A 24,948-nucleotide genomic window follows, 5' to 3' on the forward strand; every position below is an offset into this window, starting at 1 on the left:
CCAAATTACTTTGCTCAACAAAACGCTTCATCAGAACTGCAACCTCAGACTGAGATACCCAACGGTCTTGTCGGATTCGAAGGCTGGATTGGTGTTGGGTGGGGACTCGTCAGGTCGGCTCAAAGCGTGCGCCACCTGCATCTGTAAGGTGACTTGATTGTTCATGATGATATCCGCCCCAAGGCTGACACCTGCCAGATGATCCTGAGACCAGCGGCGCAGAGCTGAGGGTTTGACATACCCAAAATCCAGACCCGCGTTCATGCGGACCTCAAATCTGGTCGCCTTGTAGGCACTCCATTCAACAGTGTTACGCAAATAAATCCCGGTGTCGCCATAGAGGCTGTTGTCGTGAAAGCCCCGAACTGTACTCCACCCACCGATGCCGAACTGCTCAATGCCAGGTAAGATATCTTCCGAGTATTGCCCGGCCAGTGTACCCCGATAGGTAAGCCTGCTTTTTGCAAGCGGAGCAGAGAAATCAGCGCGGATCTTCAAAAGACGGAATTCCTGATCGATGACGCTGAGTTCAGGAATGTCTGCCCCTAGCGCATCAAGCCCGGCTTTCACGCCTATGTTCCAGAACAGCCGACCCTGCCCGATGGTGCTTTCGCCCCGAAGGCCAAGCGAGGCAACTGTGAGGCGCTGGCGCTGACCGGTGATCTCGATATCGTTGATCGAGGTTTTGGTTCTGTTCAGCTTCAGATCACCGTAGGCATAGACCTTCGATGTCTGGTTCCGCATCAACAGTCGCTCAGTCAGTAGGATCAGGTATTGGCTGCGTCCTTCTGTGACAAAGGACTGGTTGATGCCTTGGGTGATGAAGCGATAGTCGCTCGCTCCAAAATCCGCATTGATCAGCCAGTTGCCTACCGGCAAGCCCCAGTTGACAGAAACAGAATCCGAATAGCGCTCCCCGCGCTCCTCAAATGGAGTGGTGGTGATTCCGATCCGCAGCTGGTCATTGAGGTTTAACCCGTTATCGAGTCCAAATGTGCTGGTGCCTTTGATCCGGCCGGTGGACTCAAAACCGGAATTGTCGAATTGGAAATCCAAGTACCATGGGCGTCGGTCTTGAACGTCAACCTGAATGAAGGACCCGCCAGGTGTTTCTCCGGGCACGAGCTGGAACTGGCCGCTGGCCGACCGGGGTGCGTTGATATTCTCTAACCCCTGTTCCAGATCGCGCAGGTTCAGAAGGTCACCACGTGCAGTAGGGAAGGCCGTACCCAGACGCGCATCCGCTGGCTGGCCGGTTCCATAGACATAGCCTTCGATCCGGCCCGGCACGATGGTGATCGCCAGAGATCCGTCTGCGATGTCCTGTTCCGGCACGTATGCACGGGTCGTGATGAACCCCAGCTCCTGATAGAATGTGTTGATCAGGTTCAATGTCTGCGCGATGTCGGCTGCTGTCGCACAGGTGCCAATCAGATCGCGATAGCCTTCGGGCTCACGTTTGAATGCCTCAAAACCTTCGAGATCAATACTGCGGATCTCAAAGCAGGGGCCACCCAGGGGAGGAACATAGAGCTCCTCTCCAGCGGCTTGGTCCTGTACCACATCCTCACGTTCTTCGAACTCCCGGCGGCGTTGTTCCTGTTCTTCCGTCTGCTGAGTTTGCTGCTGAAGAATTTCGTTGCCAATGCGCTGCAAGTCACCAGGCGATACGCCTTGCGCTGAAACGGCTGCTGCCGTCGGCAGGATCGCGCAGAGACCAAGTGCTGTGGTTAGGGAGAGAGACCGCAAACCCATCAGTTGTCCCCCGGCGTTCTGAATCGATTGTATGCAGCAGTGAACCCGCGCAGCGACACCGGGAAATCAATGGCCTTGTCGCGCGCCGTCCAGACCCGGGCTTTGACTTCCAGTCCCCTCCGGAATGCCGCCAGGACATCGCCGTTCATCCGAAACCCCGCGTGGCAGCCAAGCTGATCGCAGACCTCGTACAAGACTTTGAAGGGACGGCGTTTGTCCACGTGCAATTCGATGCCCGGAGCCAGATAGACGCCAACAGGAACCGTTATGACTGCATAGCTTTGGTCCGTGTCTTCATCGTCAGACACGCTCAGCAGAAATACTGGCGGGCCATTTTCTTCGGCGGCAACGCTCTGTATCATCTGGCAGGCGACATCCTGTTCCACCGGTTGGCACAATACCCGCCAGTCCGAAAACACCTCGTCCGCAGACGGGGGCTCAGCCTCTTGCGCCAAAGCCGCTGACTGGAAGAGAGCGATACCTATGCTCATGGCCAGCGGGTATAGAAAACTGCTCCTCATGTGCACTCAAACCTGTAGGTCATACGAACATGAGGTGTGTTCACCGGAAAACTTGCTGTTTGGACCAATTGGCCAATGGCCGGGTTCCACGTCTTTTGTGTGTATGTGGTCTGTTTGTCGAACGGGGCCGAGACGGTTTGGGACATGATGGTCGCTTGTCCCGCGCAAATCTCGTTGAATGCGTTCTGGCTGAACTTATCCTGCTGATCGGCATGGTTTGCGCGCACTTCTATGGAGGCCGTAAAGCCGCCATTGCTCGACGGAGAGACGCTATAGATTTCTTTCAGGCGCTCAGGCGATGCACCTGAACACCCGCTCAGGAGACACAGAACAGCAACCGTGAGAAAAAGCAGATTTTTCATAACAGATGAACCAATCTGAACCAACAAAAACTCGAGGACCTGAAAACGGGGACTACTGCGAAGCCTGATGCAGTGGAGTTGCTTCCCATTCGCGGGCAAAGCTCTGTGCTGCCTCCAGATCATCACGGTTCAGTTGTGTGTTCAGAGTGTCTCGCAGGGTGCGAGCTTCTTCCATGCCCCGCGCGGACGCCAAATTGGCATAGCCATGCGCTTTGATAAGATCTTGATCCACGCCGTTGCCTGACTGATAGGCTTTGGCCAACTCAAAGAGCCCCAGAGGATTGCCAGCTCCCCCGGTGCGCGAGAAAACCTCAAAAGCGGTCTCATAATTCTGCGTTACACCTGCGCCATCGCGGTAGGCCTGACCCAGATAGTTGATGGCTGCTACGTGGTTCTGCTCTGCGGCTTGCTGCCAGAATGCCACTGCGCTTGCCGCATCCTGATCTACGCCCTGTCCATCCGCGAATAGTAAGCCGCAATTGAATGCGCTGTTGGCATCTCCAGACTCAGCTGCCGCACAAATCAACTCCGCAGCGCGTTGATAATCCTGCAAGACAAGTTCACCGTTCAGGTACATCAAACCGAGCCGGTTCTGCGCTAACGCACTGCCCTGATCAGCTGCCGCGCTATAGAGCTCGACAGCGCGGCGCAGGTCGCGCTCAGTTCCCAGACCCATCTCAAACAGGCGCCCGATGAAGAACGCACCATCTGCATCACCATCGTCAAAACCGGCCTGAAACTCCTCGACTGCGCCCGAAACATTACCAGCTTCAAGGGCAGCAATGCCCGCAGGAACGTCGGCATATGCGGCACACGCGATAGATGCAAAAACTGCTCCGCCAAAAGCGGTTCTCAAAATACCCATTCCGTAACCTTTTGTTTATTTTATTAGCTTCTCGCTAACAAAGCTCACAGCACACGTTAAGGGGGAAGATCATATCGAATTTCACTAAAAAGTTATGCACCTTTGGTCTGTGACCGCAATGTGGCAATTCGCGTCGATTGGAGAGGTGCATGGCCTGTTTGGCGCCACATTTGTATCCATGAAAACAAAATGTCTAAGCTTTTTAACTTTATCGAACTGACCCGAGAGACAGGTGATCCAGCTTCAGAGCTGCTAAACGACGAATCGGTTTCCGAAAACACAAGACCAAAACCCCACACTAGACCAAGCACCACACGTAGGACCCTTCGGGTGTCTTTACGTACTCGATGCCCTAAAGAGGCTGGTACTCTGGCACGGCGTCTTGCAGTGTTCGGCAACACAATAACAAAGCACATAGAAGCATCGGGCATGAACCACGGCGAGCTGCGCACACAGGTGCATAAGTACTTTGCGGAAGTACTAGAGAAGGCAATGACGCGTAGGGATGAACTTGGCCCCTACACCGAACTAGAGAGAGAGAACGTATCGTCGACACCATCCGACTAGCCCCCGACACGGGCTGTTTGGGTGTATTTCTTCGAAGGAGGAATTAAGTTCTCTCGTCATTGAAAGGATGTTCAGCGAGGATGTTTTCGATTTCATCCTTTAGAAGGCTATACCAAGCTGACGAGAGCTTTTTCATCAACTCCAACTGCTTGCAGAACAGAATCCTACGGGTGTCTTGGCAGCCGTCACGATGTCGCAGTTCATATTCTTGTGCCAATTGCGATGTGATCGAGCAAAATATCCAATACAGAAGTTGATCGAGGCTCTGAGTAGTTATCTCAGCAAACACAATCCCTCGCTCTTCGTAGACAAGCCGAAATTGACTTCCCTGGATTTCTATATGGGGCCGGCCGTCCTGCGGCGACGTAGAAAAAACCGTAGTGCACGACTTAGGTGCGTCAATTTTTGAGGCCAGATCCCATACCTTTTGCTGAATGAAATTGATCGAAACGCCCACCCTAGTTTACCTCTACAGTTTCTTGTTTCGTTCACCCTTTCGGGAGTTTTTCTGCGATTCTCTTGAAATCCTCAGAACTAAGCCCGGTTAGTATCGGCATCTCCCAATCGAAGAAACGTTCATCATTGAGAGCCTGAAAGATCAGAGACCTCAGGCCTGAAAGTTCGGATATGTTCAATTCTTCTCTGGATACCAAATCACTCATTGTGTGAAGAATATGTTTAGCGGGAGCGTCAGGCGTTTCTGAACAAAGCACGATTTCTCCTTGTTCTTCCAACTCCGTTAAGGCTCGCTTAATTGCTTCAAGAAGCACGTCGTTGGTTACTAATATGGCTCCCTTCTAGTTGGCAGTTAAGAAACATAATCGTTCCAATCTTTAGGTTGGAAGGCAGTACCACCATCTGCCGCCTTTCCCAACAACGGACGGCAACGATGTTAATTGGGCCAGCGCTCACCAGCTTGAAACCGTTTGTACCAATAGTCGCGGGAATGAGATTCATGAAGGCGTTCGAATGCACGCACAACTGCCTTTAAAGTAGCCCCTATTTCGATATCGAGAAGAAACCACGCTTTCGATAATCTGCCTGCGACATCGAAGAGCGTATCGAAGCGTTGCTCCGCATCTGAGCGGGAACCAGCACCAATCTCATCAATTAGCCGTTGGCACTCGCTCTCATAGGCTACAAGACAATGGTTCACCTTCTCTTTCGCCCGTGCGAGCTCCTCCAAACCTGCATCCATTGTTGCATTCACATCTTTAATGTTCATTTTAACTACCTCAGCGGCTGAATATGGCCGACTTGACCAGTGGTCGGGTTGTAGATCATTTCTAGCCCTGCCCCCTCATAGCGGAAGTATCCTTTCGCTCCTTGTGGATCCGGCATTACCTTTGGATTGCTGTTCAAGAGTTCACGAGCCTGCAAGAATGGCGCAGGACGACCGTTATTGTAGAGGTACTCAAAGTACGATTTCGAAAACTTGAAACCATCTGCCGTGTAGAACTGACCATCAAATTCGATTGGCCTGCCCGGTATTAGCTGAACGGTGTCCTGCCTGTTGTTGATACCAGAGTTTGCCTTCCCTCGACCAATTCCGGCATCAATGAACTCACCGACGACTGCTAGGGTCGCGTCAATGGCACGATCTGTTACAAACTTTGCAAGCGCCGCTTCATATGCTTCAGGGTATTCTGCAATCAGTTCCGCAGTGCCGGTGAACTCTGCCCATACTTCCAGCTTTTGTTTGCCATTGGGCGCTTCGGCAAGCCCTTCCTAGCCGTACTTTTGAACTGCATTTGAAGTCTTTGATAAAGATTTGGCCCTTCTAGTGCAGCAAACGGATTGGTAGTAGATGGATTTACCAAACCAAGTTTCACGTATGCATCTTTAACGGCAGAAACGCAGGCTGGGCTGGATTGGTTTGCGGTACATGCATCACGCAGCTGTTCGTCTCGTTGCTGGTCTAATCTACATCGAGCTGCCATATCGCGGTCGGCGTCCATGCTGATGCTATTCCCAGCACGGGCAGAGCAGAAGACTGTCCGAACTTATAGTCTGAACAAAAAAAGCTGCCATTTGATTGAATGAATTCGAGGGCCGTTGTGAGCCTTTACGCAATTGTGTCTATTCTGAGATCAGAATCCAGCAAGCCAAGCCGCCGAGTTTTTGGGATGTACCGAGTGTCAGTTTGCAGCCATATGCATTCAGCAGATCAACGGCTATTGCCAAACCCAAACCGGTTCCGCTGACAGAAGTGTCTAAACGACCTCCCGAACGAAGCACTCCTTCACGTGCATTCTCAGGAATTCCAGGCCCGTCATCTTCGATGCAGATCTGAATGCCGTCTTCAAGACGCTTTGCAGCGATCTGAACTGTCGATTGGCACCATTTGAGAGCGTTGTCGAGAAGGTTACCAATCACTTCTTCTATGTCCTGAGTGTCCATTCGAACCCAGAGGCCGGCCTCGTGATCTGATGTAAGTGATCTCCCTTCGCGATCTGCCATGACCGAAAACAGTCTGGACAATCTCTCGACTGAGTTCGAAAGATCGGTTTTGGAATGTGTCAGTTCTCCAGTATTGGTTGCACGCATTCGCGCGAGGGAACGGCCAAGCTGGGCATCGATCCGACCCAAAGCCTCTTCTGCCTGAGTGGTATCGGCTCCGGTTTCAGACAAGCTTGTCAGCTCATTTCTCAGGATTGCGGTCGGCGTTTTCAGTGCATGCGCCAGGTCTGCCGCTTGCCGCCGCGAGCCGGAGACAATCTCGCGGTTTCTGTGCAGAAGTTGATTGAGGTCTTCAACAAGAGGGGAAACCTCTTCCGGATAGTCTTTCGGCCTAAGATCATCTCCCCTGTCCCAACGATGCGCCACATCTGCACGTAATTTCCTGAGGGGACCGACAATTGCTGACATCAACAGCAGCGAACCCGCAACTCCAATCAGACCGACCAACCCAAACACCGGAAGCAAGTTGTTCTGCGCGGCGCGACGTTCACTGATCAGTTCAAGCCTGCTTTCGGCGACCGTCACGCCCCATTCGGTTCCGTCTTCGAAGGTGATTTTCTGATAAGCGCTGCGAACGGCCTCGTTGTCCGGACCTGTGGTGTTCCAAACGACTGTCTCATCGCTCACACGCGCAGGTTCAGAAATAGTTTCGTCAAAGAGCGAGGCCGATGTGAATGTAACCCCGTTTGCATCGGTCACCTGCCAGTATCTGCCTGAAAACGGCGTTCCATAGGCCGGGTCGAACATCAGTTCGCGCAGTGCTTCAGGGTCGTGAGTCGTTGCGCTCAATCCGACAACGAGTTGGGTGTGCCGGTCGCGTAGCGTCTGGTCGAATTGTTCCAGGACACGGGTGTTGATGTACGAAAATACGACCAGCGTTCCAACCCCGACGGAAAGCGCGCCTGTTGCAAGGCCGCCAAGCAAAGCACGTTGGCGCAGCGATAACATCAGGCGGTATCGATCATATAGCCGCGACCTCTGACCGTTGTTATTAGTTCAGGACCTAGTTTCTTACGCAGCCGGGTTATGAAAACAGCGATGGTGTTCGAGTCCCGGTCACCGTCGTATTCGTAGATGTGCTCGGACAACTCGGTGCGCGACACCATGCGTCCCATGTTGTGAGCAAGGTATGTCAGAACAGCAATCTCTTGCGCGGTCAGGTCGACCGGGATTCCGCCCACGCTGACCCTCCCGTTTCGCGTATCAAGCGTAACGTCTCCCATTTCAATAACGGGGTTCAGCTGACCGCTTTGTCTGCGCAGGATTGCGCGCACACGTGCGGCCAATTCCGGCATATGAAACGGTTTGGTCATATAGTCATCGGCGCCGGCATCAAGGCCGTCCACGCGTTCGCTCCACCCATCGCGCGCCGTTAGTATCAACACTGGCGTCTTAACGCCCGCACCGCGCCATTCACGAAGGACAGAGATACCGTCGCGTTCTGGCAACCCGATGTCGAGGATGATCATGTCGTAAGGTTCGGTCGCACCCAGGTGCAGGGCGTCAGTACCATTATTGGCCACATCTACCACGCGGCCTTCTGCACTCAGAAGCTTCTTAATCTGCTCACAAAGCTGCGGTTCATCTTCGGCCAGAAGTACTCTCATATTCAAAAACTACAGGCACAACGGCTTTGTTTTAAGCCTTATTTTTTGCCGTTGCCTTTGCCGTTCCCGCCAGAATTGCCGCCACCGTTACCACCGCTGTTTCCGCCGCCGTTACCACCGCTGTTTCCGCCGCCGTTACCACCGCTGTTTCCACCACCATTTCCACCTCCATTGCCGCCGCCGTTGCCATTGCCGCCGCCGTTGCCGCCACCGTTTCCACCAGCATTGCCATTGCCACCGCTGTTGCCGTTGTTTCCAAGGCTCGCAGAAGCTCCACGATTGCTGTTGGTGTTGCGGCTGTTATTGGCGTTGGCGGGGTTCGAACGGGCTGCTTTTGATATTTGACGCCCAACGCTGGATCGATTGGAAACGACTGTACCGGTCTGGGCATTCACAATGACACTGACAATTTTTCCATCGGGCCTTTTGACAAGAATACGATAGTAAATTTGATCAGCCTGAAACGCGCGCGCATCGACTGGCGTCCCGCCATAGGCTTTCTCGACACCTTTGATGACCCGCTTCAAACGGATTGTGCCGCCAGTCAGGGTCGCCTTGCGCAGCTCACCTTGCTTGAGTTCACGCGTCTGCGCGGCCGCTTCGCCACCGGGCAAAGCAACAAGCAAGCTTGCAACTACCAAGATCACCTTCGCGCGCATAAAAGTCCTCGTATTTCGCGCCCAGAGACTACGTCTTTCGACATGAACCGATGATGAACAAACAGTTAGCTCTGCGTTCAAGCACCCTCAAGTTAAATGGCAGCGAACTTTGAAGATTCGAGCGCGAATAGAGACGATAGAACACAGCGGGTCGGTTCAAAGACCGATGTCCGCTACTGCCGACCGAGGAGGTTGATATGAAAATCACCAGTTTGAGACTGCTAAAAGCATCGACCCTGGCAATTGCGTTGTTGGGATCTACAGCGATCGTAGCCACCGTTGCGGTGCCGGATGTTGCCTTTGCAAAGGAGGGCAAAGGCAATGGCGGTGGAAAGGGTAACGGTGGAGGCAACGGCAAAGGCGGCGATAACGGAAACGGTGGAGGCAACGGCGGCGGAAAGGGCAATAGCGGTGGCAAAGGGAACTCCGCCAGCGGAGATCGTGGTGACCACAGTTCCGCCGGAAACAAAGGTGGAAAGAAAGGTGCTGACAAAAGCCGTGGTGGTCGAAGTGCCGGGAAATCCTCTGCCGCGAAATCCAAGACAAAATCATCGCGCTCTGCTTTGGGCAAGGGAGGTCGTTTTTCCTTGAAGGATATCTTTAGCGGCAAAGGCAAGTCGAGAACGGTTGCCGCATCTGGAAAGCGCTCGACCACCAGCGGTGGCAAACAAAAGCCTAGGACGTACAAGAAGCCTTCGAAAACAGTAATTGTCGAAGAGTCCATTCGCCCAGCGGTCCGGGCAAAGGGGAACAAGATGGCAGAACTTCTTGGTGCCCACCCGTCTGAGTTAGGGGCGCTCAATGCGGCCAACGCCAGCGCAACTGCATTAGAAAATGCGGCGCCCAATTCCCGCGTAGGCCGAATTGCCAATTATCGAGATACCGTGTTGGCCGGGGAACCCTTGCGCGAAGAGCTTGCGGAACAATTGGAAGAGCTTGCTGGCTTGGAGCCACCGGAGCGGACCGTTCCTGAGATTGAAGAAGACCTGGAAGTCGCGTTGAGTGAAGTCCAGGAAAACCAGGAACGCGTCGAGGATCTCGAACAAGCACTGGAAGACGCAGGCGGAACGAACCCTGAGATTGAGGAGCAATTGGATGAAGCCCGCGCTGATTTGGACGCGTCGATCGAAGCAGCGCAGGACCTGAACGATGAACGTCAGACTGCCGTCGAATACGAAGAAGCGACTGAACAGGTGCAAGAACTGGCAGACCAGGTCGAGGAACAGGAGTTGACCGAGCGGGAAGCCCTGGAAGCCGCCGCCAACAAACCCGTGACCGGCGCCGTTGAACAAGAAGTTAAGGCGTTGTTGGGTCTGTAAAGAAAAACAACAGCCTCGCCGCGTCAATCAACCTTCAGTATTGACCACTCACGGAAGTACTGAAACTCGGGTCAGCCAAATGCTTCACAGGATGGGAAGCGGCTGGCCCGATACTTTTGTATATCAATTGCAACGCCCATTTTTTCCAAAGACGAAAAAAAGAAATCCCGCCCCAAGACGGAGCGGGATTCAGTTTTCAATTCCAATATTTAGGACAGATATCGGGAATTGTTTGGGGGTCTGCTGAACTGCCTTCAGACGTTGTTATGTGCCTCGGAAAGCCGCTTGTTTTTGACGATCTGTGTTAATGCATTTTCGATAGGAGGGAAGCGACCACTGCTCGATTTGGTCGTGGTTGGCAAACGTTCTTCGGCGATTTTGCCGGAGGTTTGCATCACAGCTGTTGTGCTGGACTCTTCAGTCACAAAGGCAGACTTAATCATGCGTTTCCCCTTGTCAGCGATCGAACAAAACACCACTCGTTCGATCCAACAAGTTCACTATGCATCAGTCTGGTTGAACACTCTGAGAATACATTGTTCACGTTCGGTTAATGTTGTTCGCGAAATAAAGACAAAAGAATAAGCGGGTGGCTGGGTGGACGAAGAACACCCATTCTTGTTGCTGCAGTTGGGTAATGCGATGACAGTCGCAGCACATGGTTTCAATTCGTGAACAAACAGCTGCATCGGAAAGCGACTCTTCGCTGATAAACTCGCCAAGACCCGTTCAAGATCATATCTGGGCTAAGAACCAAAAAAGGCGATGCGAATGAAAAACATTGTTGGAGTTCTGGCGGTGGCACTGACCGTGCAAGGCACGTTATCTGCAGACGCAAATCAAAGCTTGTGGAGTCACAGTATGGGGCAAGTTAGCGGAGCCAACGCGACCGCGCCGATCCATGTGAAATCCAAATCCGGACATTGTCCGCCGGGCTTGGCAAAAAAGGCGATCCCCTGTGTACCGCCTGGGCAGGCAAAGAAATACCGTCGAGGGGACTACATCTATGATGGGTATGTCCGCATCGATGATCCCGGCCGATGGGGACTACGGCGCAATGGATACTACGTGCGTGCCGGAGATTATGTTTACGAAGTAAACCGTGAAACGCATGAAGTGCTGAACCTGATAGGGGCAATCGCCGATATTCTGAATTAAGTGCTTCGACAGCTTCTCGCACTAATACTAAGTTCGAAGCCATCAGGGCCGCTTGCCAAAATTGAAACAAACGCCTGCTCCAGACTTTAATCATATCCAGTAATTCGTCTAAACAGCGTCTATCGCCAACCCGAACTAAAATTTGGCATGGCCTTCGCTACGGACTTTATTGTTGTACAATTCGGGATTTGCAGAAATCAATTATGAAGGTCGACTTTGGGCTAATGATTTGTCGCTGACGTCATCTTGCTCGTAAGTTACTGCACTGATAGGTTCGCAACGTTTGAGTTGCAAAGCTTGATCATAGATGTCTGCTTTGGGCTGAGATACGGACTCCGCGGTTAAGAACGCGAACGGCCGGTTTGTCCGCTCAGCAGACTTTGGTCCCACTTCGAGCTAATGTTCGAAAATGCAATTGATGCATGATATTCGGGCGCACTACACAAAATTGTAAACCTGCGCATAACGCTGCGTCCAAATAATTGATTTCATTCATAAAGTTCAAGTGTGCTCGCCCATAACTTTGCGCGACGCTTGCACATAATTTTGCACGACTTTCCCAAAAGTTTGCACACTACCCCAGGGTGACCGATTACATACTTCCGAAAGTCTCTTTGAGTTCTGCGACATTTTCAGCATCCAGTAGGCGCGTTGGCAGGCCGCGCAAAGCCACTAGCAGCTTGGCCGTTTCTTCCAGCTCTTCTGCTGCACAGACCGCTGAGAACAGATCCTTTCCAGACACGACGGGGCCGTGATTAGCCAATAGAACCGCACTATACTGGCCGCTCAGTTCGCGGATCAAATCACCGGACTTCGGATCACCCGGCTTAACGTATGGAACAAGTTTGACCGTGCCGACGCGCATGACCACGTATGGTGTAAGCGGTGGAATACAGTCATTGGGATCGGTGTCTTCCAGACACGACAGTGCGGTGGCCCAGGTCGAATGTAGATGCACCACTGCACCAGCTTGTGGCCTCGTCTCATAGAAGGCTTGATGCAGAAAAACTTCCTTGGTCGGCTTGTCTCCTGAAACGTGGTTTCCATCCAAATCAATCTTGGCAATGCGCTCTGGGTCGATATCACCCAAGGTGGAATTGGTTGGCGTCATGAGGATTCCGTCATCAAGGCGCGCGGAGACATTGCCCGCTGTGCCGACGGAAAAGCCACGCGCAAACAGCGAAGCACACAGTTCCGACATCTGCTGCCGTAAAGCCAATTCTTCAGATCTCATTTGCCGGCCTCCATCATTCTGAGGGCTTTCGCAAAAAAGTCCGGAGCGCCAAAGTTTCCAGATTTTAGGGCCAACGCAATAGGTTCAGTTTTTCCAACGCTCAGGACTGGCACGCCCGGGTCGATCTCTGGCCCAATTGACATGGCCGGAGACCCCAGTGCCTCAGAGATGACCTTGGCAACAGCTCCCGAAGTCTCCCCTCCTGCCACCGCAAGGCGCTTGTACCCAGCATCGACAAGTTCTCGTGCTGTATCTGCAAAGAGATTGTCCAGCTTTTCCGCCACAGCCTCCTGACCGAATTTGTTTTGGATCGCGCGCACATCATCCGGGCTTCCCGATGAATACGCGAGCGGTGCCTGACCTGAATGCTTTTCAAAGAAATCCAGAAGCGTTTGCGTCGTCACATCCCCGGACATGACACCCGGAACATCGATGGCGAACGTCGGATTGGATTCCGCATGAACATCGATCTGCCCGCGTGTCGCACCTGAACATGATCCTGCAAGGATGGCGGCGGGCCCAGCGATACCTGTGAACACACTGCCACCTCTTTTGGACGAAGCTCTTCTGACGAAGTTTCTGGGTAGACCCAATGCTATCCCCGACCCGCCAGTAACGAGCTTGGCATCCATTAGAGCCTCACCCCAAGCCAGCAAATCCTCGTCCGAAATCGCATCACCAATCACAAAGCGTTCGTTTGCGTTCTGCAACGCATCAGAAATCGCCTCCGGTCCTTGCTTCACGGTGTCAACTGGCACCAACCCAACTTCTTCTTCGGTCTGATGCTGCAACCACCGCCTGATGTTCGCATCCGTCATCGGAGTAAGAGGGTGATTTTCCATCCCAGACTCGGGTAGCGGCTTGCCGAGCACAAAAAGATGGCCCTGATAAACCGTACGCCCCGTGGTGGGAAAGGCCGGACAGAAAACCACCTTTTGCGCACTCAGTTCATTGGCCAACGCTTCAGCAACGGGGCCGATGTTTCCCTTAGTCGTGGAATCGAAGGTCGAACAATACTTGAAGATGAACTGCTGGCATCCTTGGTCTTTAAGCCACCGCAGGGCCCGCAGACTGTCCGCAACAGCTTCCTCAGTCGGTGCGGTGCGGCTCTTGAGTGAGATCACACCCGCTTCGATCTCCTCGTCGGCCGGGGTATTCGGGATACCCGGGAACTGAGCCGTTCGTAACCCACCTTCCGGTTCAACGCCCTTCGCCAAGATGTTCGCAATATCGCTCGCACCGGTAAAATCGTCCGCTATGACACCGATTTTCATACTTCAATGTCCCTCATGGGCCCAAGGTCAAGACGATGGATATGAGGCGCAGCGCCAACTGGGAAAAACTCTCGCACCAATGGATCATGGCCAGGCACTATCAGTCGAGGATGCGAGGCCAACCTCTCGAGTGTCTCGAAACCATCCATCATGTCCTGCAAGTCGACAACGATGGGAAAGGCCTTTCGCGCCATGAAGTTCTCATAGTAGTGGGAGGCGTCCGAGGCCAGAACCACCCACCCGGCTGCCGTTCTTACGCGAACGCATTGCAACCCGCGCGAATGCCCACCGATACAGTGCACCGTGACCCCATCTGCAATCTGGGCTTCGCCGTCGTAGAAGACGACCTGGCCTGAATAGAGGCGCTTTACTACCTCGCAGACATGGTCAGCCGTGAAAGGTGCGCGCAGGTGATCGTGGCACATGCAGGGACCTGTAGCGAAGGCCATTTCCGCTGATTGCATATGCAACTTCGCGTTAGGGAACATATGCAGCCCTCCCGCGTGGTCATAATGAAGGTGGGTCACGATGACCTCAGTCACCGCATCCGGCGTGACGCCCAAGGGGCGTAGGGCATCGCGCGAATCCATCGCGATCGGACGACCACGGGCAGAAGCCTCATCGGAGTCGTATCCGGTATCGACCAAAATGACTTCGCTGCCACGCTTCAAGACCCAAACGAAATAATCCATCGCATGGGGCGCGTCATGATTGTCATCAATGATGAAGCTGTCAGCTCGCGTCCGGGCGTTGCGATCCGCGTATTTCACGGCATGGATCTCCCAATCGTTCATCGGACGACCTCGGAATAATGGTGAACTACCTTGGTGGCGATCATATCAGCCACTGCCGTATCGAAGGACTGAAAATGCGCGCTTTCTAGGTGGGCAGAGAACGCCGCGCTGTCATCATAAACCTCATAGAGAAAAACTGTCTCGGGTTCGTCGCCGAGACAAACGTCAAACTGGCGGCATCCGATTTCTTCACGCAAAGAGGTTGAAGCGTTTTCGACCATCAGCGGTAAAAAAGTGTCTCTCGTATCGGGTTTCAGTGTGAAGGTTACAGTAACCACAAACATCAGACAGATAATCCTTTGAGGCGTGCGAAAGCGCGCTTGGCTATGGGCAATTGGCTGAGGATCAGACCAATGTTGAGCATCAGCAGAATGGCCGCACCGGGTCTTGAAAAGAAGACCGAAAGATCCCCGTCCGACAAGAACAGCGACCGGCGGAAGGTTTCGTCAAACAGGTTGCCTAGAATTACCCCGATAACCAGTGGGGCGATTGGATACTTCATGAGGTTCATGAAATAGGCAACCGCGCCGACGCCAAGCATCAGGTAGAGGTCATTGATACCTCCACCAACGCTGAATGATCCGATTGTTGTCAGGACCATCACGACCGGCAAGAAAAAGGTCTGCGGGATGGCAAGTATCTTTATGAAAACGCGCGCGGTGAACAGACCCATCAAGAACATCGTCAGGGAGGCCAACACCAGAATTGCAACCACGCGCAGAATGATCTCGGGGTCTATCGTCGGCCCCGGGATCACATTGTTGATCTTGAAAGCGCCCATCAATGCGGCGGCAGGTGGTGAACCGGGGATACCTAGCACCAATAGCGGGATCAGCGCGCCACCGATACAGGCGTTGTTTGCGGTCTCAGAACTCAACAGGCCCTCCAGAGAGCCTTTTCCAAATTTGTCACCTTCCGTTGAAACGGTTTTGCCAACACCGTAGCTGACCCATCCCGCCACATCTTCGCCGACGCCGGGAAGCGCGCCCACTCCAGTTCCGATTACTCCCGACCGGCCAATGGTCGGCAGGTAGCGTCGAATAGAGCGAAGGTTTGGAAGGATGCGCCCCTTAAGTGCCAGCACTTTCCCGGCCTCCACATGCCTTAGACCATCGATAATTTGAGGTATCGCAAAGGCCCCCATCAAAACGGGCACAACCTGAAACCCGCTCAACAGGTAAGACCAGCCGAAGGTATAACGCGGCTCAGACAACAGAGGGTCGAGCCCCACCATGGACATCGCAAGCCCGATCAGACCGGCGATCCATCCCTTGATCACCAGATCCTCGCTCATAAGTGTGCCAGAGAGAAGGATGCCAAACAAAGCCAACAGCGCTTTTTCCGGACTCGCGATGTTCTTCGAAACCAAGAGCAGTGCCCAGACAAAAATCAAAAGCGTGATCGTCCCGATAACTGTGCCTATGAAGCTGGCTGTTGTGGTCAATCCTAGCGCTTCGCCCCCTCGACCGGCTTTGGCCAAGGGATAGCCATCCATGGCCGTCGCCGCGCTGGCTGCTGTGCCGGGAATGTTCAGCAGTATTGACGGGTAAGAGCCACCATAGATCGCGCCAACATAGGCCCCGAGCAATGCGATGAGCGAATAGTCCAACGGGATTTTGTTGCCAAAGAAACCCGTCAGGATCGTCACTGCCAGGGTTGCCGTAAGGCCGGGCAAAGCGCCGAATGTGATGCCCAGAAATACGGATGCGACCAAATATAGGTAGGTCAGCGGGTCCACTGCCAGACCAACGAACGCGGTTCCAAATCCAGCCAGTTGCGAAACGATAAAGTCCATTCAGTCAGTCTTTCCATAACGGACGAAGCGTCACGTAGTAGTGGTATTCGATTTGCTTGAAGACCAACCCACCGCGCGCGGGCACGTTCTGCCGGAAAACAAAGGCCATCGCGCAAACAAGAACCAACGGAGCCAATATCGCGATGAATGGCACGACCCGCAAAACGCGTTCTGAGGTCGCTTTGGTCAGCACCCAAAACGTCAAGGCAACCCAGATCGCCAGTGTAAACCAATCATCGCTTTGAGCGTTCCAATCTGCCTGCGCCGGAAAGCGGACCAAGGCATACAGTCCAGCAGCAACAACGGCGATGCAGGCCACCAACGCACGGCGCGCGTGACCGCCGTAATAGCCGTAAGTCAAAGCCGTAATCAGCAATCCAGAGCACAGTATGAAATCCACTCTGGGAACGAGCCCGACGACATATGCAAGAAGGATTAGGCCTATTGTTATTGCTCGATAGGCTTCCGATTTGTCCCATCCGATCCCCAGAGCCGTGAGCGCGTTTTGGGCCCCACCTGAGCGGATCGAAATCACCAGCAAGACAATGGACAAAACAAGCAGTCCACCGAATATGAACAGAGGTACAATAGCGGCCGAGTTGTACCAATCCGATCCACTAACACCTGCGCGGTTTTCGCCCCAAAGTGGAATATCCAACGTCTTCCAAAGGAAAAAGACTGATACTGCGATAAGCACAATCGAGGCCCAAAAATCACGCGCTCGCATGACCAGAGTTTCGTCGGGATTGTCCATTACCTACCTCTTGTGGGAAAGGGCGTGATCAAACGCGCCCTTTCAAATTGGTCGACTTAAGGCTTTTTGATACCCAGTGAGGCCGGATCAACTGTGGCAGCTCCCAAATCTTGCAAGGTGTAAGCAAAAGTAGCCTCGAGGTTCGCAAACAGCTCTTGAGCGTCTTTACCGTGCTGACCACCGACATCGTAATTGTTTGCCGCAGCCCATTCAGCGACGGTATCGGAGGCAATCGCTTGCTCGAAGGCATCACCAAGCGCGGCCTTTACGTCGTCCCCGGCTGAACTGTGAACTGCAAACCCGATGGCCTGTTTAAGCGGCAGATACTGATCGAGACCGTCATAGATGCCAAAGGCAGAAGGCACTGTTGCCCCTGCAATCTGCGCATCTTCGGGCGTCAGCATCGCGAGCGGTTTAAGTTGACCGCCTTCGATCAACGGAGCCTGTTCGGCCAGTGACGTCACAACCAAAGCAACTTCACCCGCTATCGCTGCCTCCTGCCCGGGCGCTGAGCCTTTATATGGAACAAACTTGAACTCTGCACCGGACCCCTTTTCGATTGCGAGAAGGTTTAGGTGATGGATCGAACCCGCGCCGGAAGCCGCAGCGGGAATAGTGCCAGGCGCAGCTTTTGCGGCGTCAACCAGATCTTGCAGTGTATTGTAAGGGCTGTCCGCCGGAACTGAGATCAAATCAGGCGATCCGCCAACAATGAACGGATACCAAAAATCAAATTTCTTATCCCAACCACCCTGCACAGCGGCGGTGACGTTCGATTCAGACAGACCAACTAGTGTATAACCATCGTCTGGTTGGTTCATGACGTAGACCATGCCGTTGGAACCTGCGACACCACCTGTTTGATTGATCACATTGATCGAGACCGGAAGGTGCTTTTCCATCTCGGCCATGATCATCCGGTTGATCGTGTCCGTGCCGCCTCCGGCCCCCCAGACCACAGCTGTGGTGATATCCCGATAAGGGTAATCCTGCGCAGCAGCTGCCCCTGCAATCCCGGTCGCAATCACGGCTGCAGCCGCCAATCGCCCTAGCTTTAGTTTCATTTCCAAGTCCTCCCAAACAGCTTTGCGTTTATTATTGCATTTATTTGCGTATACATTAAAGAATGCATTGTCAACGGACTGTAGTGAAAGCTGCTATCGCGCTATGAATGCGAAACGGGAAGGAAGCGGGCTAAGATGAAAAAGAATTATGATGTGGCAGTGTTCCACGGCGACGGAATCGGCCCTGAAATCATGGCCCCTACGCTTGAAATTCTACGCCAGCTCTCAGGCAAAAATCCCAGCTACGAGTTGGCGTTTTCGGACGCGCCGGCAGGCGCCTCCCACTACGCAGAAACTGGAGAATCGTTTCCAGCGGGATCACTAGAAACGGCTCGCAACGCCGACGCAATTCTGCTGTCTGCAATGGGTTTGCCGGATGTTCGCTACTCGGACGGAACTGAGATTTCACCGCAGATTGATCTGCGAAAGCAGCTGGGACTTTTCGCTGGGGTGCGGCCAGTAAAGGTAAGCAGTGGACAATTGACCCCCTTGGCGCTGCCTCCCGGAAAGGAGATCGACTTTGTCTTGATACGCGAAAGCACAGAAGGGCTGTTCTTCACCCAAGGTGCTGGAGAAGTCACCGAACACGATGCGCGTGAGACCCTGCTAATCACTCGTGAGGTGTCCGAAAAACTGTTCCGTTTCGCGTTTGAACTCGCCCAGAACCGAAAGGATTCTAGGCGTGGTCGGGGACGGGTTACATGTGTCGACAAAGCCAATGTATTCCGCGCCTTTGCATTCTTCAGATCGATGTTTGATGCAGAAGCCGCCCTCCATCCCGATTTGCAGGCAGACCATGCTTATGTTGATGCCACCGCACTGTGGATGGTCCAAAAACCTTGGGAGTTCGATGTCTTGGTGACCGAGAACATGTTCGGAGACATCCTCTCCGACCTTGGTGCAGGTCTCATGGGCGGTCTTGGACTGGCTCCGTCAGCGGATATTGGGTTGAATCACGCTGTATTCCAACCCTGCCATGGTTCCGCTCCAGACATTGCAGCACAGGGTATTGCTAACCCTTTTGCGATGATCCTGTCCGCAGCAATGATGCTTGAATGGTTGGGTTTGACCCATGATCACCCAGGCCTGTCCAACGACGGCCAACGATTGCGTGAAGCCGTGGAAAAGGTGACTGCGGACGGACAGAACCTGACACGTGACCTAGGTGGCACCGCCGGAACGCAGGACGCAGCCTCATCGGTATTGGAAGCATTGCGGGCATGAATACTCAGCAAACCATCAGAGTCGCTTGTGCGGGTGCGGGGTACTTTAGCAGGTTCCATTACGAAAGCTGGTCCCGAATGCCCGGAGCGGTTCCGATTGCATCCTGCAACCGTGATATCAACAAGGCGAAAGAAACAGGACTGGCCGCTTACGATGATCTGTCAAAAATGCTGGAGGCGGAAAAACCAGATCTAGTGGACATCATCCTTCCACCTGTGGCACAGGCCGACGTCATTCGAACGGCACTGCGCTCTGGAATAAAATGGCTGATCTGCCAAAAACCTTTCTGCATGTCATTGGATGAAGCTAAGAAGATCGTCTCCGAGGCTGAAGCAGTAGGCGCAACCATTGTCGTGCATGAGAATTTTCGCTTCCAGCCCTGGTATCGTGCGATCAAGGTAGCGATGACCGGGGGTCGAATTGGAACACCTCTACAAGCAACTTTCCGGCTTCGGCCCGGCGACGGACAGGGACCGCACGCCTACCTTGACCGGCAGCCGTACTTTCAGGACATGCCACGTTTTCTAGTGCATGAAACAGCGGTTCACTGGGTAGACACATTCCGATTTTTGTTCGGTGCGCCCAGCGCAGTTTATGCGGACCTGCGCCAAGTTAACCCCGTTATCGCGGGCGAGGATGCGGGTTTCATACTGTTTGACCACCCCAACGGTTTGAAAGCTCTGTTCGATGGGAACAGGTGCCTTGACCACAGCGCCAAAAACCCGCGTCAGACCATGGGCGAAGCTCTCATCGAAGGAACAGAAGGATCACTGGTTCTTTACGGCGACGGCTCAGTAGAACTCCGCGGTTTTGGAAAACAGGAGCGACAGCAGATTCTACCTCCAAGCGATCATGATGGGTTTGGAGGAGACTGCGTACACGCCTTGCAAAGTCACGTCGTTTCAGGCCTTGTAATGGGCACGCCGCTGGAAAACACGGCTCGAGACTATTTGGACGTGATCCGCATCGAAGAGAGCATCTATCTCTCGGCTGCGGAGGGACGAAAGATCAACCTGGAGACGCCGTGAAGGGTCAAGACGCAAAAACTCTTTCCAATACGCAACGCGCCGTTAGGGATTTGCGACAGATGATCCTGTCCGGCGAACTTGCGGCCGGAACTGACCATCTGGAATCGGAACTCGCGGAAACCCTTGGTATGTCCCGCACCCCGATACGGGAAGCGGCGCTGATGTTGGAAAGTAAGGGGTTGCTGGAAATGCGGCCTCGAAAGGGCGTGCGGATACTCCCTGTTTCATCAGACGATATGCGTGAAATCTACGACATCCTGACGGAGCTCGAGAGCCTCGCTGCACAACGCGCTGCCGAAGCGGGTTATTCAGAAGATGAACTTTCGGTACTTGCTGGATCAATTGCGAAGATGGACCGAGCCATCGAAGCCGAAGATCTTGAAGCCTGGGCCGAGGCCGATGAGTTATTTCATCAAGAGCTCGTTCGGTTGGGCGGCAACAAACGGGTCGAAGCGATTGTCGCCATGATGAGCGACCAGGTGCGCCGCGCGCGCGCAACGACCTTGTTCATCAGACCCCTGCCCGTCAAATCCAATGAAGATCATCGGGTTGTTTTCCAAGCGATTAGTGAAGGTCGTCCTGATGTCGCCCGTGAACGTCATCGAGAACACAGGCTGCAAGCCAAGGCTATGCTTTGCGAGATACTCGAAAAGCATCGGCTCAACAGCCTCTGATCTTCTCGTATCCGGCCATTAATCATCTAAATTAACTGCTTATTTCCGGTACTATAGGCGCTCCGAATACTTGTTGATAACGGAAACCCGCAGGTGCCTCCGGCTGCTCTGATTTTCTTTTTTCTAGTCGCTCAAACAATCACTGCATCGATTGGGGTTGAAATAGTACGGCTTCGTATTAATTTAGTCCGATATCGTACTACTGGAGAGTCAAGATGCCAAATCGAAGACGTTTTCTCAAGATTCTAGGCGGAGGCACAATACTGGCGGCGACGGGCGCGGTTGCGTTCCTCGCTACACGCACGCCGCATGACGCGCTGGCTCCGTGGACGCCAAAACCATATGACGACCCCCGCAAAGCCGCTTTGTCCTACGCAATTCTCGCCCCCAATCCGCACAACTTGCAACCTTGGCTGGTCGAGTTGGTTGGGCAAGACAACGTGCGCATCCACCGTGATACAGATCGCGAGCTTCCGGAAACCGATCCATACCACCGCCAACTCTATATTGGCCTCGGTGCATTTGTTGAGACGATGGTACTGGCAGCAGGTGCTCTCGGGTTTGATACCGAGGTCAAGTTGCTGCCATATGGGGATGACGGGCCTATTGCAGAAGCAGTGTTTGTACATGGGGGGGCATCCGATCCACTTTCAAATCAAATCCTCAAACGGCATTCCAACAAAGAACCGTACACTGAACAGCGGCTGTCCGAGGCGGAAATATCGGTCCTTGAAAACTATGCCACTCTGATTTCCGATGAGGACCTAGTGGCCCGTATTCGAGACCTCACAAAACGCGCTTTTGAAATCGAAATGCGAACTCCACAGACCCTTAGAGAATCCGTCGACCTGATGCGGATCGGCAAAGCAGAAATCAACGCAAACCCAGACGGGATTGAACTGCGTGACCCCATGCTGGAAACGCTGCGACTTACTGGCCTATTGGACAACGAGACCCTGATGAACGTTGATCACCCAGGCACTCAGGCGCACATGCAAGACTACTTCGCCATGCTAGACGCGACGCCGCAATATGCAGTTCTCACGACAGCTACAAATACGCGAAGCGATCAAATCGATACCGGGCGTCAATTGATGCGTTTTTACCTGAAGACAACCGAAATGGGGCTAGGCGTGCATCCCGTCAGTCAAGCCCTTCAGGAATATCCCGAGATGGCCGATGAATACGCTCTCGCGCATGAGCTTCTTGCGTCACCGGGCCACACGGTGCAAATGTTGCTGCGTTTGGGGTATGGACCCGAGCCAATTGCTACACCCCGCTGGCCGCTGGAGACACGAATTCTGAATGAAGCCTAAAGATGAGACCAACGAAGTCTACCGGTTCTTCACCGAGGTCGGGATCATCAATCAGTTGATCTCGACCAAGCTGGAAACGTTCTTACCTGGTCGAATGACGGCGACTCAATTTGGAATTTTGGGCCATCTGGTACGGCGCCCCGAAGGTGAAACCCCACTGCAACTCTCAAACGCGTTTCAGGTGCCCAAGACTTCGATGACGCATATGCTCGCCAGCCTTGAAAATCATACCTTGATCACTCTTGAGACCAACCCAAAGGACAAGCGTTCGAAAATTGCCCGGTCGACGCCGCATGGCGCAGAGTTTCTGAAAACTTGTATGGATCGGATGTCGACAGCTCTTGGTCCGATGTTGTCCGAACTCGGGCCCAAACCGTTTCATGAGTCTTTGCCTAATCTGGCGCTCATTCGCGAAACTTTGGACAGTGAGCGCGACTAGCGGAAACCTGCGTCGACCCAAGCAAACAGAAAAGCTCTCAGAACATCATGCAATCCGCGCCCGGCGGCAGAGGCTCTTGCAAAGAAAACCGCCCGGCGTCTGTGCACGTTTGTGGTGAAGATCCTAAGTCGAACTGTCAGAAAGGAGTTTCGGGACAAGTTCCTCGGCAAGGGAGGCCACTGCGTCCACTCGTGCGATGCGCCGCGAGCCCGGACGGAACGTCAGATAAACCGAATATGGCCGCGAGATGTACTTGGGTAAGCAGCGGACAAGCCTTCCTTCTTGCAAGACCTCATCAAGCATGAATTCCGGCAGAAACGCATATCCTCGCCCCGCCATTGCAAGATCAAGTAAGACAGAAAAACTCCGTGTGGCAAAGGGTCCGCCTACCTTGATGGTTGAGACATCGTCTGAGGAAAAGAAAGTCCAGGTAGTGTTGGCAACATCACCTCTGAAGGTGAGACAGGGTTGGTCCTTCAGGTCGTCTGGTGTGTCGATCGCTGTCTGCGCTGCAAGCTCGGGTGACGCGACGAGCCAGCAACGAAAGCTGCCAAGCTGCTTCGCGACCAGTCTGTCGTCTTCGAAAGTTCCGGTCCGGAATGCCAAATCCGTATTGGGATCCTGCATATCCTCGAAATCATAAGCCGGGCGCATGACCAACGTGAGATCTGGGAAGCGCTCTTGGACGGCCGGAAGGATTACTGAGGCAATCACCGAGCCGAATTCCGCTGTTGCGGCGAAGTTCACCTGACCCGAGACGTCACCGCTTTCTTCACGGGCGATGTCACCCAGCAAGTCAATGTCAGCCAAAATGGACTGGATACGCTGGTTCAGTCGGACGCCTGTCGGGGTGAGCTTGACGGACCTTCCACTCCGCTCGACCAACTTCACGCCAAAATGGTCTTCCAACCGCGATATGTGCCGGGACACACCCGATTTCGCCATGTTGAGATGATCGGCTGCAACGCTGATCCCACCGAGCCGCGCGACGGTGTGAAAGCTGACCAGGGCAGGCATGCCAATTGTTCTAATATCTGCAACCATGAGTTCAATTTGATACCTCTGTTGCTTTCAATTGGCAATCTCTAACTTCGAGCCATCACAGGGTCCATTGCAGGGCCACATTCAGGAGAAAAAACATGAACACACTCGTTACAGGTGCCAGCAGCGGATTTGGAAATCTGATGGTGGCGGATTTGGTCAAGGCCGGACATCGCGTTGTCGGGACTGTGCGCGATCCCGAAGGACGCAACAAGGAGGCCGCGCAGGCCTTGCGCAATCTCGGCGTTGAGGTTGTCGATATCGACGTGACAGACGATGCTTCCGTCGAAGCGGGCGTGGCCGCGGCAGAAGCCACGCTCGGGCAGATCGATGTGTTGGTCAACAACGCCGGTGCGGGTGCACACGGTCTGCAAGAGAACTTCTCTGGAGACGATTTTCAGCGCGTCTTTGACGTCAATGTCTTTGGAGTGCAGAGGATGATCCGCGCCGTCTTACCCAAAATGCGGGCCCGGCAATCCGGGCTGATCTTGAACGTTACTAGCCTTCTTGGCCGCGTGACAGTGCCATTCCTTGGCCCTTACAACGCGGCGAAATGGGCCGTGGAGGCGCTCAGCGAAAACTACCGCTGGGAGTTGAGCCAGTTTGGTGTCGATGTCGCTGTCATCGAGCCCGGCGGCTTCCCCACGAACTTCTTCACCAACCTCATTCAGCCGTCCTCGCGCGACCGGGATGCAAGCTATGGCGAATTTGCAGGAGCGCCCGAGGCCATGCTGCAAAGCATGGGGGAATCCCTATCCAACAACCCGCTACAGGTTCCGCAGATCGTGTCGGACGCGGTGCTTGAGGTGATCCATGCCACGCCCGGACAACGCAAATTCCGCAATGAAGTAGACAAGAGCGGTATGGCAGACCCTGTCATTCCGATGAACGTGCAAGCGGAAAAGGCAACCGAGGTGCTCTTCACCGCCTACGGTATGGAAGGTATGATGAAGCTTAATACTAATGTTGCCAACGCGTCCTAAAAACAACGGCAGGTCTGGGGTTTTCCGGGCCTGTCGATCCAACACGGGAATAGGA

27 protein-coding genes are annotated in these 24,948 nt (G+C 53.6%); 8 read left to right on the forward strand and 19 right to left on the reverse strand.

All coding sequences use genetic code 11. The features are described from left to right. Positions 1-30: 30 nt before the first annotated feature. The 10 genes from ACR0B3_RS05820 to ACR0B3_RS05865 all read right to left on the reverse strand — a co-directional run bounded on the left by ACR0B3_RS05820 (position 31) and on the right by ACR0B3_RS05865 (position 8,796). Positions 31-1,755, reverse strand: coding sequence for a ShlB/FhaC/HecB family hemolysin secretion/activation protein (locus ACR0B3_RS05820; RefSeq protein ID WP_480808235.1), 1,725 nt, complete (start codon positions 1,753-1,755; stop codon positions 31-33). After that, positions 1,755-2,276 carry an invasion associated locus B family protein gene (locus ACR0B3_RS05825; RefSeq protein WP_480808236.1) on the reverse strand — a complete coding sequence of 174 codons (522 nt, stop codon included), beginning with the start codon at positions 2,274-2,276 and terminating at the stop codon, positions 1,755-1,757. The genes ACR0B3_RS05820 and ACR0B3_RS05825 overlap by 1 nt, the downstream gene beginning before the upstream one ends. Beyond that, on the reverse strand, positions 2,273-2,638 hold the full coding sequence (locus tag ACR0B3_RS05830; RefSeq protein ID WP_480808237.1) for a hypothetical protein: 366 nt from the start codon (positions 2,636-2,638) through the stop codon (positions 2,273-2,275). Before ACR0B3_RS05830 ends, ACR0B3_RS05825 begins: the two co-directional genes overlap by 4 nt. Before the next feature lie 52 nt (positions 2,639-2,690). Continuing rightward, on the reverse strand, positions 2,691-3,503 hold the full coding sequence (locus ACR0B3_RS05835) for a tetratricopeptide repeat protein (protein WP_480808238.1): 813 nt from the start codon (positions 3,501-3,503) through the stop codon (positions 2,691-2,693). A gap of 610 nt (positions 3,504-4,113) precedes the next feature. Continuing rightward, entirely contained in the window at positions 4,114-4,527 is a 414-nt protein-coding gene (locus tag ACR0B3_RS05840; protein WP_480808239.1) for an Imm63 family immunity protein, read from the reverse strand. A gap of 435 nt (positions 4,528-4,962) precedes the next feature. Continuing rightward, complete coding sequence (locus ACR0B3_RS05845; protein ID WP_480808240.1) at positions 4,963-5,295, reverse strand: hypothetical protein; 333 nt, start codon at positions 5,293-5,295, stop codon at positions 4,963-4,965. Positions 5,296-5,722: 427 nt separating this feature from the next. Next, the gene (locus tag ACR0B3_RS05850) at positions 5,723-6,028 is read right to left on the reverse strand and encodes a DUF6862 domain-containing protein (RefSeq protein ID WP_480808241.1); all 306 of its coding nucleotides are present in this window, start codon (positions 6,026-6,028) and stop codon (positions 5,723-5,725) included. A gap of 121 nt (positions 6,029-6,149) precedes the next feature. Beyond that, positions 6,150-7,478 (reverse strand): ATP-binding protein, encoded by a 1,329-nt coding sequence (locus tag ACR0B3_RS05855; protein WP_480808242.1) that lies wholly within the window; start codon positions 7,476-7,478, stop codon positions 6,150-6,152. Beyond that, positions 7,478-8,137 (reverse strand): response regulator transcription factor, encoded by a 660-nt coding sequence (locus ACR0B3_RS05860; RefSeq protein WP_480808243.1) that lies wholly within the window; start codon positions 8,135-8,137, stop codon positions 7,478-7,480. Before ACR0B3_RS05860 ends, ACR0B3_RS05855 begins: the two co-directional genes overlap by 1 nt. Positions 8,138-8,175: 38 nt before the next feature. Next, positions 8,176-8,796 (reverse strand): PepSY domain-containing protein, encoded by a 621-nt coding sequence (locus ACR0B3_RS05865; RefSeq protein WP_480808244.1) that lies wholly within the window; start codon positions 8,794-8,796, stop codon positions 8,176-8,178. Between the two features lie 197 nt (positions 8,797-8,993). Between ACR0B3_RS05865 and ACR0B3_RS05870 the strand changes: the two genes are divergently transcribed. Next, complete coding sequence (locus tag ACR0B3_RS05870; RefSeq protein ID WP_480808245.1) at positions 8,994-10,115, forward strand: hypothetical protein; 1,122 nt, start codon at positions 8,994-8,996, stop codon at positions 10,113-10,115. A 254-nt stretch (positions 10,116-10,369) separates the two neighbouring features. Here ACR0B3_RS05870 and ACR0B3_RS05875 read toward each other — a convergent pair whose 3' ends face one another. Next, on the reverse strand, positions 10,370-10,558 hold the full coding sequence (locus ACR0B3_RS05875) for a hypothetical protein (RefSeq protein WP_170424798.1): 189 nt from the start codon (positions 10,556-10,558) through the stop codon (positions 10,370-10,372). 328 nt (positions 10,559-10,886) lie between these two features. Here ACR0B3_RS05875 and ACR0B3_RS05880 point away from each other — a divergent pair, with 328 nt between their 5' ends. Beyond that, positions 10,887-11,273 (forward strand): hypothetical protein, encoded by a 387-nt coding sequence (locus ACR0B3_RS05880; protein ID WP_480808246.1) that lies wholly within the window; start codon positions 10,887-10,889, stop codon positions 11,271-11,273. Positions 11,274-11,865: 592 nt separating this feature from the next. Here ACR0B3_RS05880 and otnC read toward each other — a convergent pair. The 7 genes from otnC to ACR0B3_RS05915 are packed head-to-tail and all read right to left on the reverse strand — an operon-like array spanning position 11,866 to position 18,188. Continuing rightward, a complete protein-coding gene (otnC, locus tag ACR0B3_RS05885; protein ID WP_480808247.1) occupies positions 11,866-12,507 on the reverse strand; it encodes a 3-oxo-tetronate 4-phosphate decarboxylase in 642 nt (213 codons plus the stop codon). Then, positions 12,504-13,781 carry a 3-oxo-tetronate kinase gene (otnK, locus tag ACR0B3_RS05890; protein WP_480808248.1) on the reverse strand — a complete coding sequence of 426 codons (1,278 nt, stop codon included), beginning with the start codon at positions 13,779-13,781 and terminating at the stop codon, positions 12,504-12,506. The genes otnC and otnK overlap by 4 nt, the downstream gene beginning before the upstream one ends. Next, positions 13,778-14,575: an N-acyl homoserine lactonase family protein gene (locus ACR0B3_RS05895; protein ID WP_480808249.1), complete on the reverse strand. Its 798-nt coding sequence runs from the start codon at positions 14,573-14,575 to the stop codon at positions 13,778-13,780. Before ACR0B3_RS05895 ends, otnK begins: the two co-directional genes overlap by 4 nt. Beyond that, complete coding sequence (locus tag ACR0B3_RS05900) at positions 14,572-14,859, reverse strand: putative quinol monooxygenase (RefSeq protein ID WP_480808250.1); 288 nt, start codon at positions 14,857-14,859, stop codon at positions 14,572-14,574. Before ACR0B3_RS05900 ends, ACR0B3_RS05895 begins: the two co-directional genes overlap by 4 nt. Further along, a complete protein-coding gene (locus ACR0B3_RS05905) occupies positions 14,859-16,370 on the reverse strand; it encodes a tripartite tricarboxylate transporter permease (RefSeq protein ID WP_480808251.1) in 1,512 nt (503 codons plus the stop codon). Before ACR0B3_RS05905 ends, ACR0B3_RS05900 begins: the two co-directional genes overlap by 1 nt. A gap of 4 nt (positions 16,371-16,374) precedes the next feature. Then, on the reverse strand, positions 16,375-17,124 hold the full coding sequence (locus ACR0B3_RS05910) for a hypothetical protein (RefSeq protein ID WP_480808252.1): 750 nt from the start codon (positions 17,122-17,124) through the stop codon (positions 16,375-16,377). 56 nt (positions 17,125-17,180) lie between these two features. After that, a complete protein-coding gene (locus tag ACR0B3_RS05915) occupies positions 17,181-18,188 on the reverse strand; it encodes a Bug family tripartite tricarboxylate transporter substrate binding protein (RefSeq protein WP_480808253.1) in 1,008 nt (335 codons plus the stop codon). Positions 18,189-18,323: 135 nt separating this feature from the next. On the opposite strand from ACR0B3_RS05915, the gene ACR0B3_RS05920 reads away from it, so the two are divergent. The 5 genes from ACR0B3_RS05920 to ACR0B3_RS05940 all read left to right on the forward strand — a co-directional run bounded on the left by ACR0B3_RS05920 (position 18,324) and on the right by ACR0B3_RS05940 (position 22,869). Further along, entirely contained in the window at positions 18,324-19,412 is a 1,089-nt protein-coding gene (locus tag ACR0B3_RS05920; protein ID WP_480808254.1) for an isocitrate/isopropylmalate dehydrogenase family protein, read from the forward strand. Then, positions 19,409-20,440 carry a Gfo/Idh/MocA family protein gene (locus ACR0B3_RS05925; RefSeq protein ID WP_480808255.1) on the forward strand — a complete coding sequence of 344 codons (1,032 nt, stop codon included), beginning with the start codon at positions 19,409-19,411 and terminating at the stop codon, positions 20,438-20,440. The genes ACR0B3_RS05920 and ACR0B3_RS05925 overlap by 4 nt, the downstream gene beginning before the upstream one ends. Further along, the gene (locus tag ACR0B3_RS05930; RefSeq protein ID WP_170395106.1) at positions 20,437-21,114 is read left to right on the forward strand and encodes a GntR family transcriptional regulator; all 678 of its coding nucleotides are present in this window, start codon (positions 20,437-20,439) and stop codon (positions 21,112-21,114) included. Before ACR0B3_RS05925 ends, ACR0B3_RS05930 begins: the two co-directional genes overlap by 4 nt. 215 nt (positions 21,115-21,329) lie before the next feature. Beyond that, positions 21,330-22,430, forward strand: coding sequence for an Acg family FMN-binding oxidoreductase (locus tag ACR0B3_RS05935; RefSeq protein WP_480808256.1), 1,101 nt, complete (start codon positions 21,330-21,332; stop codon positions 22,428-22,430). After that, entirely contained in the window at positions 22,420-22,869 is a 450-nt protein-coding gene (locus ACR0B3_RS05940; protein ID WP_480808257.1) for a MarR family winged helix-turn-helix transcriptional regulator, read from the forward strand. The genes ACR0B3_RS05935 and ACR0B3_RS05940 overlap by 11 nt, the downstream gene beginning before the upstream one ends. Positions 22,870-22,992: 123 nt before the next feature. Here ACR0B3_RS05940 and ACR0B3_RS05945 read toward each other — a convergent pair whose 3' ends face one another. Then, entirely contained in the window at positions 22,993-23,886 is an 894-nt protein-coding gene (locus ACR0B3_RS05945; protein WP_480808258.1) for a LysR family transcriptional regulator, read from the reverse strand. Between the two features lie 122 nt (positions 23,887-24,008). On the opposite strand from ACR0B3_RS05945, the gene ACR0B3_RS05950 reads away from it, so the two are divergent. Then, positions 24,009-24,893 (forward strand): SDR family oxidoreductase, encoded by an 885-nt coding sequence (locus tag ACR0B3_RS05950; RefSeq protein WP_480808259.1) that lies wholly within the window; start codon positions 24,009-24,011, stop codon positions 24,891-24,893. The last annotated feature ends 55 nt before the right edge of the window (positions 24,894-24,948 follow it).

The sequence above is a fragment of the Ruegeria sp. CE9 genome, assembly GCF_056537425.1.